Origin of the sequence: Streptomyces sp. TLI_185 (genome assembly GCF_003814765.1) — a bacterium.
Taxonomy (GTDB): domain Bacteria; phylum Actinomycetota; class Actinomycetes; order Streptomycetales; family Streptomycetaceae; genus Streptomyces.
The window spans coordinates 4,909,486-4,918,556 of record NZ_RKRB01000001.1 but is presented as its reverse complement, the minus strand read 5'-3'; the positions used below and the strand labels follow the sequence as shown (position 1 = coordinate 4,918,556).

The 9,071-nt window shown below is 69.4% G+C and carries 13 protein-coding genes; 11 read left to right on the top strand and 2 right to left on the bottom strand.

Annotation, left to right across the window (positions count from 1 at the left end; translation table 11 throughout):
• The first annotated feature begins 183 nt into the window (after positions 1–183).
• From EDD92_RS52445 to EDD92_RS22590, 4 genes are all read left to right on the top strand, one after another.
• A complete protein-coding gene (locus EDD92_RS52445) occupies positions 184–264 on the top strand; it encodes an Ms5788A family Cys-rich leader peptide (protein ID WP_350751515.1) in 81 nt (26 codons plus the stop codon).
• Between the two features lie 132 nt (positions 265–396).
• Entirely contained in the window at positions 397–1,236 is an 840-nt protein-coding gene (locus EDD92_RS22600; RefSeq protein ID WP_123966011.1) for a sulfurtransferase, read from the top strand.
• Positions 1,237–1,320: 84 nt separating this feature from the next.
• A complete protein-coding gene (locus tag EDD92_RS22595; protein WP_030052146.1) occupies positions 1,321–1,608 on the top strand; it encodes a DUF1416 domain-containing protein in 288 nt (95 codons plus the stop codon).
• 71 nt (positions 1,609–1,679) lie between these two features.
• Complete coding sequence (locus EDD92_RS22590; protein WP_099929824.1) at positions 1,680–1,943, top strand: DUF3099 domain-containing protein; 264 nt, start codon at positions 1,680–1,682, stop codon at positions 1,941–1,943.
• A 30-nt stretch (positions 1,944–1,973) separates the two neighbouring features.
• On the opposite strand, the gene EDD92_RS22585 is transcribed toward EDD92_RS22590, so the two are convergent.
• Positions 1,974–2,336: a DsrE family protein gene (locus EDD92_RS22585; RefSeq protein WP_123966010.1), complete on the bottom strand. Its 363-nt coding sequence runs from the start codon at positions 2,334–2,336 to the stop codon at positions 1,974–1,976.
• Between the two features lie 71 nt (positions 2,337–2,407).
• On the opposite strand from EDD92_RS22585, the gene EDD92_RS22580 reads away from it, so the two are divergent.
• The 6 genes from EDD92_RS22580 (at position 2,408) to EDD92_RS22550 (ending at position 7,485) form a co-directional block, all read left to right on the top strand.
• Complete coding sequence (locus tag EDD92_RS22580) at positions 2,408–3,208, top strand: hypothetical protein (RefSeq protein WP_123966009.1); 801 nt, start codon at positions 2,408–2,410, stop codon at positions 3,206–3,208.
• Positions 3,205–4,050 carry a hypothetical protein gene (locus EDD92_RS22575; protein ID WP_123966008.1) on the top strand — a complete coding sequence of 282 codons (846 nt, stop codon included), beginning with the start codon at positions 3,205–3,207 and terminating at the stop codon, positions 4,048–4,050. The genes EDD92_RS22580 and EDD92_RS22575 overlap by 4 nt, the downstream gene beginning before the upstream one ends.
• A 224-nt stretch (positions 4,051–4,274) precedes the next feature.
• Entirely contained in the window at positions 4,275–5,162 is an 888-nt protein-coding gene (locus EDD92_RS22570) for a hypothetical protein (RefSeq protein ID WP_260327325.1), read from the top strand.
• A 240-nt stretch (positions 5,163–5,402) separates the two neighbouring features.
• The gene (locus EDD92_RS22560) at positions 5,403–5,978 is read left to right on the top strand and encodes an FABP family protein (RefSeq protein WP_030941519.1); all 576 of its coding nucleotides are present in this window, start codon (positions 5,403–5,405) and stop codon (positions 5,976–5,978) included.
• 93 nt (positions 5,979–6,071) lie between these two features.
• Positions 6,072–6,509, top strand: a complete 438-nt coding sequence (locus tag EDD92_RS22555) for a Fur family transcriptional regulator (RefSeq protein ID WP_123966007.1) — start codon at positions 6,072–6,074, stop codon at positions 6,507–6,509.
• A 10-nt stretch (positions 6,510–6,519) separates the two neighbouring features.
• Positions 6,520–7,485: a folate-binding protein YgfZ gene (locus EDD92_RS22550; RefSeq protein WP_123966006.1), complete on the top strand. Its 966-nt coding sequence runs from the start codon at positions 6,520–6,522 to the stop codon at positions 7,483–7,485.
• Positions 7,486–7,508: 23 nt separating this feature from the next.
• Here EDD92_RS22550 and dtd read toward each other — a convergent pair whose 3' ends face one another.
• Positions 7,509–7,934 (bottom strand): D-aminoacyl-tRNA deacylase, encoded by a 426-nt coding sequence (dtd, locus tag EDD92_RS22545; protein ID WP_123966005.1) that lies wholly within the window; start codon positions 7,932–7,934, stop codon positions 7,509–7,511.
• A 202-nt stretch (positions 7,935–8,136) separates the two neighbouring features.
• Between dtd and EDD92_RS22540 the strand changes: the two genes are divergently transcribed.
• Positions 8,137–8,784 (top strand): aerial mycelium formation protein, encoded by a 648-nt coding sequence (locus EDD92_RS22540; RefSeq protein WP_123966004.1) that lies wholly within the window; start codon positions 8,137–8,139, stop codon positions 8,782–8,784.
• The last annotated feature ends 287 nt before the right edge of the window (positions 8,785–9,071 follow it).

Here is a 9,071-nt window from a genome sequence, read left to right as displayed (position 1 = left end):
ACGCAAGGTGTCCGAAAGACGAGACGCTCATGTCCGCACCGTAGATGTGATGACCGATACATCCGCCCGGGGACCGTGCCGGTACGGCCCGGGCGGTGATCAGTTCTCACATCCCGGACGATCGCGTCTCACAATACGACATGGCGGTGACACGCCCCGTTGTCCGTCCCTACGATCGAGCCCATGAAGCGACAGGCGGACCTCACGAAGCGGCGGGCAGTCGACCTGTGCCGCGTCGCCGCCATGCTCTGTCGCCCCTTCTGAGCGGAAGGCCCAGACCTCCGCATCCCCCCGCCCTGCTCAGGGCACCCGTGCGCGCCCCGGCCCACCGCCGGAGGCATCCCGCACCCCCTGCACTCGCACGCCCCGCCGCAACTGCCCCGGAGGAGAAAGAGCATGAGCCGCAGCGACGTCCTGGTCGACGCCGACTGGGTCGAGGCCAACCTCGACAACCCGAACATCGCGATCGTGGAGGTGGACGAGGACACGTCCGCCTACGAGAAGAACCACATCAAGAACGCGATCCGCATCGACTGGACCAAGGACCTGCAGGACCCGGTCCGCCGCGACTTCATCGACCAGGAGGGCTTCGAGAGGCTCCTGTCGGCCAAGGGCATCGCCAACGACACGCTGGTGATCCTCTACGGCGGCAACAACAACTGGTTCGCGTCCTACGCCTACTGGTACTTCAAGCTGTACGGCCACGAGAGCGTCAAGCTGCTCGACGGCGGCCGCAAGAAGTGGGAGCTGGACGCCCGCGAGCTGGTCGAGGAGGTCCCGGAGCGTCCCGCGACCACCTACACCGCCAAGCCGCAGAACAAGGCGATCCGCGCCTTCCGCGACGACGTGGTGGCGGCCATCGGTTCGCAGAACCTGGTCGACGTCCGTTCGCCCGACGAGTTCTCCGGCAAGCTGCTCGCTCCCGCGCACCTGCCGCAGGAGCAGTCGCAGCGTCCGGGGCACGTCCCGTCCGCGCGCAACATCCCGTGGTCGAAGAACGCCAACGACGACGGCACCTTCAAGTCGGACGACGAGCTCAAGGAGCTCTACGCCGAGGAGCAGGTGGACCTGGCCAAGGACACCATCGCCTACTGCCGCATCGGTGAGCGCTCGGCCCTGACCTGGTTCGTCCTGCACGAGCTGCTCGGTGTCGAGAACGTCAAGAACTACGACGGCTCGTGGACCGAGTACGGCAGCCTCGTCGGCGTCCCGATCGAGCTCGGCGCCAACAAGTAAGAACTGCAGCAGGCCCAGCAGCAAGCGAACAGACCGCAAATCCCGACCGGCCTTCCTCCGGTCAGACCCCTCTTGGAGAAAGACATGTGTGGAGCGAAGGCCGGCGGCCCGGACGCCTCGACGATCAAGCCCGGTGAGACCACCATCCAGGGCCAGGTGACGAAGGACGGCGAGCCCGTCGTCGGCTACGTCCGTCTCCTGGACTCGACCGGTGAGTTCACCGCGGAGGTCCCGACCTCCGCCACCGGACAGTTCCGCTTCTACGCCGCCGAGGGCACCTGGACCGTCCGTGCCCTCGTCCCCGGCGCCACCGCGGACCGCACGGTCGTCGCCGAGCAGGGTGGCCTCGCGGAGGTCGCGATCGCGGTCTGACGACCCGCCCGACCAGGGGCCGCACCCTCCGGGGTGCGGCCCTTCGGCATGTACGGGCCTACGCTGGAGGCATGCTGGCACGTCGCCGTCACGTGTATTTCGCCATGATGGGCACCTGCATCACGCTGTTCGTCCTGGCCTGGGGAGTCGTACGCATCTGGTCGGTCCCGGTGGCCGTCGGGATGTGCGTGGTCGCGATGGTCATCCCCCCGGTCGCCGCGATGGTCGCCAACCGCAGGGGCCCGGACGACCGCTGGTGGGACGACCCGTCAGGCGACCCGAAGTCCGACGAGTGGTGGGACGAACTGGACGGCAAGAAGCGCCCGAGGCCCTAGCGTCCCGGTCGACCGGCTCAGTGGACCGGCTCAGTAGACCAGCGCCTGCGTTTCGTCGCCGAGCGCCTCCTGGACGAACACCTGTGCCCCCGCGATCCGTACGCCCTCGAGGACGTCCTTCTCCGTGATGTCCCGGCGGGCCGCGCACTGGGTGCACAGGGTGACGTGGCCGGCGGCGAGGATCGCGTCGAGCAGGTCGGGCAGCGGGGCCGCGTGCGGGAGTTCGAACTCGGCGGCGCGGCCCGGCAGGGCGAACCATGCGGACTCGCCGGTCAGCCACAACGAGACGTCGACGCCGCTGGCCACGGCCACCGCCGCCACAGTGAACGCCTGCGAGCACCGCTCGGGCGCATCGGCCCCCGCCGTCACCTTGATCACGAGCTTCTTCGCCATGGCCGAATCGTAATCAACTCCCCTACAACCAGCAGTGCCGGCCATGGGTCTCCTGTGAGCGCGCGTACGGAATGCGCGCTTCAACTTTGTGGGGGGACGTGTTGGAAGTAACCGAAGAGGTGGTCGAAGCACCGGTTGCGGAGGTTGCGCCGGATGCGCCCGCCGTGCCCGGCCGCCGCGGCCGCACCGCTCTGCTCATCGCCGGTGCCGCACTCCTCGGCGTGGTCGCCGGCACCTGCACCGGCTACCTGATCCAGGCCGACCGCAGCCCGACGGCGCTGCCCCCGCTGTCCCAGCCCAAGCTCGCACAGGCGACGGGCAAGGCCCCCGAGCCACTGTCGGCGGCCCAGGACCGTCAGGTGAAGACCGACGGTGACCTGCGCAAGCTGCTGCTCAAGAAGCCGCGCGGCGCGAAGGCGGCGCCCTGGCTGGGCGGCGACGCCTGGATGGACCTGACCGCGTACGCCGAGGACTTCGAGAAGCCCGGAACCATGTTCGGCAACCTCGTCCGCGACGAGTTCCGCCGCGCGGCCGTCACCGGCTGGGAGACCGACGGCAGACAGACCGTGGAGATCCGGCTGGTCCAGTTCCGCCAGCAGGAGTCCCTGGAGGCCGCCGACTCCAGCGACAACGGCCAGTACTGGGCGGACCGGAAGTCCGCCACCGACAGCTGGTCCGTCCCCGGAACGGGGAGCGGTATGGCGTACGTCCACAACCGGCCGGAGGGCAAGGCCGGCTATGTGCCGCTGTACAGCGCGGAGGCCCACGCCTACCGCGGTGACATCGCCATGGAGGTCTGGATCTACGACAGCAGGCCGATCACCAAGGCCAGGATCATGGACCTGGCCGAGCGGCAGATGGAGCGGCTGTGAGCGAGAACGTCAACGAGCAGCCGGCCGAGCCGGTTGAGCCCACTGTGGCTTCCGTGGAGCCCGGCGCCCCCGCGGTGCCCGCAGCCCCCGTCGGCAAGCCACGCCGACGCGGCCGTATCGCCGCCGTCGCCGGGTCCGCCCTGCTCGCCGTGGCAGTTGCCGCCGGCGTCGGCTACACCGTCGTCACCGTGAACGGTGCCGATCGCGACGCCGGTGCGGCCGTCTGGAAGTTCCCGAAGCAAAAGAGCGCCGACGACGAAAAGAAGGCCCGCGCCAAGGGGCTCTCCGGCATGCTCCTGACCTACACCAACGGCTGGAAGCGCGGTCCCGACCTCGGCAACTTCGCCGCCGACACCGAACTCAGCGGTGCCCAGGCCACCGCCCTGCGCAAGGAGTCGCTGCGGGACCTGCCGCGCACCCAGCGCAGACAGCTGGAGAAGCTGATCGACAGGCAGCACATCGAGGGCATGGCGATGCGCAGCTATGTGAAGGGGGCCGGCGCCGAGTTCTTCTCGGACACCGCCGTCGCCGTGAACATCCAGCTGTCCCAGATGAAGAACAGGGCCGCCGTCCGGAACATCTCGGCGTCCCAGAACGAGTTCCTCGGCAGGCTCGGCGGCTTCCGCAAGGGCCCGAAGATCGAGGGCTACAAGGAGGCCGCGTGCTTCCTGCCGCGCAAGGACTCCCACGAGCACCTCGAGGCGATGCTCTGCTCCGCCTACCGCGGAAACGTCCTGGTCACCGTCACCGCGGACGGGGTCAAGCCGTTCGACTCCAAGGGGATCGCAGAGCTCCTGAAGGACCAGCTCGACCGCATCGCCGAGCCGGGAGAGGCCGTATGACCGAGCAGACCGAACCCACAGTGCAGGTCGAGGCCGCAGTGCAGGTCGAGGCCACAGTGGAGACCGAGCGTGCAGTGCAGGTCGAGGCCACAGTGGAGACCGAGCGTGCAGTGCAGGTCGAGGCCACAGTGGAGACCGAGCGTGCAGTGCAGGTCGAGGCCACAGTGGAGACCGAGCCCGCCGTGCAGGCCGAGCCCGCCGTGCAGGCCGCGCCGCAGGCCGTCATGGCGCCGCCCCACCAACCACCGGCCCCTGTCCAGGACCCGGCCTCTGTCCAGCCACAGGCCCCTGCCCAGGACCCGGCCCCCGTCCAGGACCCAGCCCCTGGCCCGGCCCCGACCCCGGTGAAGAAGGACCGTCGTGTCCTGCGCGCAGCCCTCCGCTGGACCGCCGCCGTCGTGGTGTTCGCGGTGGCCGGTGCGGGGACGGCGTACGGCATCGCGGCGATGAAGCGGACCGACGTACCGGGACTGGCGACGCAGGCGGACGGGCGCTGGGACTACCCGACGCTCGTCAAGGCGCCGCTGCCGTCCGGCAGCCCGGAGCCCTTCGCCGAGGACAACACGGCCGGTGCCCACTATGCCGACCTGCGTGAACTCGTCCTGCCCGCACCCGAGGGAGCGGTGCAGGACAAGAAGCTGCGCGGCAAGGACGGCTGGCTGGCGACGAAGGACTTCCTGGCCGAGTACGCGCCGGGGTCCGCCCGCGACGACCTGCGGCAGGAGTTCGTCGACGACGGTCTGCGGCACATCGCGGCCCGCGGCTGGACCACTCCGGACGGCACGCGCACCCGCGTCTACCTGCTGCAGTTCGGCACGGCGGAGGTCGTCGACGACCTGTTCTCCCACGAGGCCCCGATCGACGGCCCCCGGCAGCAGCTGCGCGGCACGGAGGGTTCTGTCTTCGACACGGACTTCCCGGCCGAGGCCCACGACCACAACGTCGAGTACTCCGTCTACATCGAGAAGAGGCCGCGCGGCGCCGAACAGACCCGGCAGGGATACCTCTCCGCCGGTGACGTTCTCGCGGTGATCGTGCAGTCCAGGAAGGGCGGGGCGAAGGCCGTACCGTTCCGGCAGACGGTGGCCCTGCAGAGCGAGCTGCTCGGCTGAGTCCCGCTTGGGCGTACCTCACAAGGAGTGCCGGGCCCCGGCCGCGTAAGCTGGGGCCCGGCCTTTGTGTACCGCCCACCCTCAGCTCATCAAGGAGCACCCCGTGCTTGAGGCATTCTTCGAAGCCCTGCTGGTCCTGGTCTGCGTCGGCGTCCTCGCCTTCGCCGGGCTGACCGTGAAGAAGCTGTACCAGGGCCAGCGCTGACCCCCATCAAGGTCCCATCAAGGAACTGCCGACCCATGATCGAGATCCCGTCCGACCTCCACAAGGACCTCGTCCCCCTCGCCTTCCTGCTCGGCAACTGGGCGGGCGCGGGCGTGCACGACTTCCCCGGTGCCGAGAAGTGCAACTTCGGGCAGGAGGTCACCTTCAGCCACGACGGCCGGGACTTCCTGGAGTACCAGTCCCGCACCTGGGTGCTCGACAACGACGGCAACAAGGTGCGGCCGCTGGAGACCGAGCACGGCTTCTGGCGCATCGACGCCGACCGCAAGGTCGAGGTGACGATGGTCCGCGACGACGGCGTCGTCGAGGTCTGGTACGGCGAGATGGCCGACAAGAAGCCGCAGATCGACCTGGTCACGGACGCGGTCGCCCGGACGGCCGCCTCCGGCCCGTACAGCGGCGGCAAGCGCCTGTACGGCTACGTGAAGAGCGACCTCATGTGGGTCGGCGAGAAGCAGACCCCCGAGGTCGAGCTGCGCCCCTACATGTCGGCGCACCTGAAGAAGGTCGTAACCCCGGAGGACGTCGAGCGCTGGGCCAAGGCCCTGCCGGACGACATGCCGGACGACGGCATCGCGTTCTTCAAGTAGTACGGCTCCGCAAGTAGTACGGCTCCGCAAGTAGTACGGCTCCGCGTTTTTCAAGTAGTTCTGACAAGTACAAGTAGTTCTAGACTCTTCGGTGTGGTGAGCACCGACTGGAAGAGCGACCTCAGGCAGCGCGGCTACCGGCTGACGCCGCAGCGGCAACTCGTGCTCGAAGCCGTGGACGCCCTGGAGCACGCGACCCCCGACGACATCCTCACGGAAGTGAAGAAGACGGCGTCGGGGGTCAACATTTCCACCGTCTACCGGACGCTGGAGCTGCTGGAGGAGCTCGGACTGGTCAGCCACGCCCACCTGGGGCACGGCGCGCCGACGTACCACCTCGCGGACCGCCACCACCACATCCACCTGGTCTGCCGGGACTGCCAGAACGTGATCGAGGCCGATGTGTCGGTGGCCGCCGAGTTCACCGCGAAGCTGCGTCGGGAGTTCGGCTTCGAGACGGACATGAAGCACTTCGCGATCTTCGGCAGGTGCCGGGACTGTGCGCTGAAGAGTTCAACTACCGAGTCGTAGGCTTGTGCATATGAAGAGCCCCCTCCTGTCCCTGCCCGGCGCCGTCCCCGCCGAGGGCGTGGACGAAGGCGTCGCCGCCCACTACGGCGAACTGTTCCGTGAGCAGCGCGCCCTCGCCGACGGCACCGGCTTCGTCGACCTCTCGCACCGCGGGGTGGTCACCGTGACCGGCGAGGACCGCCTGAGCTGGCTGCACCTGCTCCTCACCCAGCACGTCAGCGACCTCCCGGCCGGCCAGGCCACCGAGGCGCTGATCCTCTCCGCGCACGGTCACATCGAGCATGCGCTCTACCTGGTCGACGACGGCGAGACGGTCTGGGCCCACGTCGAGCCCGGCACGCAGGACGCGCTGATCGCGTACCTGGAGTCGATGAAGTTCTTCTACAAGGTCGAAGTCGCCGACCGGACGGCCGAGTTCGCGGTCGTACACCTGCCGGCCGGTTCGATCGCGGAGGTGCCGGACGGCGTCGCCGTACGCGAGACGTCGTACGGCCGCGACCTGTTCCTCCCGCGCGCGGACCTCGAGTCGTACGCGGATAAGGCCGGCCCTCCGGCCGGGATCCTGGCCTACGAGGCCCTCCGCGTCGAACACCACCGCCCGCGCCTGGGCTTCGAGACCGACCACCGCACCATCCCGCACGAGCTGGGCTGGATCGGCACGGCGGTGCACCTGCAGAAGGGCTGCTACCGGGGCCAGGAGACGGTGGCGCGCGTGCAGAACCTCGGGAAGCCGCCGCGCCGCCTGGTGTTCCTGCACCTGGACGGCAGCGAGGTCCACCTCCCCACCCCCGGCACGGAGCTCCGCCTCGCCGACGAGGACCCCGACGGCCGCAAGATCGGCTTCATCACGACCTCCGTACGCCACCACGAGCTGGGCCCGGTCGCGCTGGCCCTGGTGAAGCGGAACGTGCCGGTGGACGCGCGGCTGGTGGCGGGCGATACGGCGGCGGCGCAGGAGACGGTCGTAGAACCGTAGGCGCCGGGTCCGGGTCAATACACCTAGATCTCCACGAGCACGGTGAAGGGTCCGTCGTTGGTCAGCGACACCCGCATCTGCGCGCCGAAACGACCCGTCTCCACCGTCGCGCCGAGGGCTCGCAGCTGGGCGACGACCTCGTCGACGAGGGGTTCGGCGACCTCGCCGGGAGCGGCGGCGTTCCAGGTGGGCCGCCGCCCCTTGCGCGCATCCCCGTACAGGGTGAATTGACTGATCACCAGCAGCGGCGCATCCACATCACTGCAGGACTTCTCGTCCTGCAGCATGCGGATCGACCAGAGTTTGCGCGCGAGTTGGGCGGCCTTCTCCTTGGTGTCCTCATGCGTCGCCCCGACAAGGACGCAAAGCCCCTCGCCGATGATCTCCCCGACCGTCTCACCGTCGACGACGACGCTCGCGCCGTCCACTCTCTGCACCACTGCACGCATGAACCCATCATGCCGTGCGCCCGGAAACGGGCCGGAGGAGCCCGGGAGACGCCTGGGGGAGACCCCTGAAGGGTGCCCGACTGGACCTTCCTTTTGATCCTTAACCCCCCATCTGGGGCCGATCGGGGGCACTCGGTCACATAGCGGCCACTTGGGGTGGCACGATGCTTCCACACGCCGGTCGAGGGGACGGTTGAGGCACATGAGCACACCGAGTATTGGGCAGCCTCCTGGGGCAGTCTCGCTGATTCGTACAGGAGAGCGGAGACCTCTGCGTCCGCCCACGCAGCGCACGGACAGCCCGGACAGCGCGACCGGCGGGGACAGTGGTGACGGCTCGGGCGGCCCGCAACTGCCCGCCGGCCCGCCCGAGCACGGCCTGGCCGTGCTGAGCCTGCCCGAACTGCGCACCCTGCGCCGGGACGCGCAGCGCGAGGAGGCCGACCTCAGCTATGTGCGGCGGCTGCTGCAGGGCCGTATCGACATCCTGCGGGCGGAACTGACCCGCCGCTCGCCGGCAGGTGCGGGCTCCGTGGTCGAACGGCTGCCGGAGATCCTCACGGACGCCCCGGCCCGCCACCGCTCCTCCGCCCGCCATGTGACGCTGGGCACGCCGTACAACGAGGAGTACGGGCAGCTGGCCGCGGACATGCTCGCCGAGGTCGAACTCTCCGACCTGGCCGCGCGCACCGACCTGGAACTGAACACGGCGATGGGCCGACTGGTCCGCTACGAACAGCAGGTGTCCCTCAGGCGCCAACGCCTCCAGCGGACAACGGACAACTGCAGCGGCGAAATCGCCCGCCGCTACCGCGAGGGGGAGGCCCAGGTCGACGACCTGTTGATCTGAGCCCTGGGACGTCCTTCCCGTTCCGGGCTCCGCAGGCTGGCGGGGGTGTCCGCCGTAGAGGCGCTTCGTGGACTCCGTCCGGTGTGGCGTTCGGTGCTGAGGCCGCCGTGGGGCGTGTCGGCCGTAGCGCCGGTCGGCGCCCCGTGCCTGTCCGGCGTTCGGGGCCGGGGGAGCGTGGTTGTCGTAGCGCCGGGCAGTGCCATTCAGCCTGGCTGGTGTTCGGGGGTCGAGGTTTGCCGTCCCGATCCCCTGCCCGCCCGTGGGGGTGTGGTCGTCGTAGCGACGGT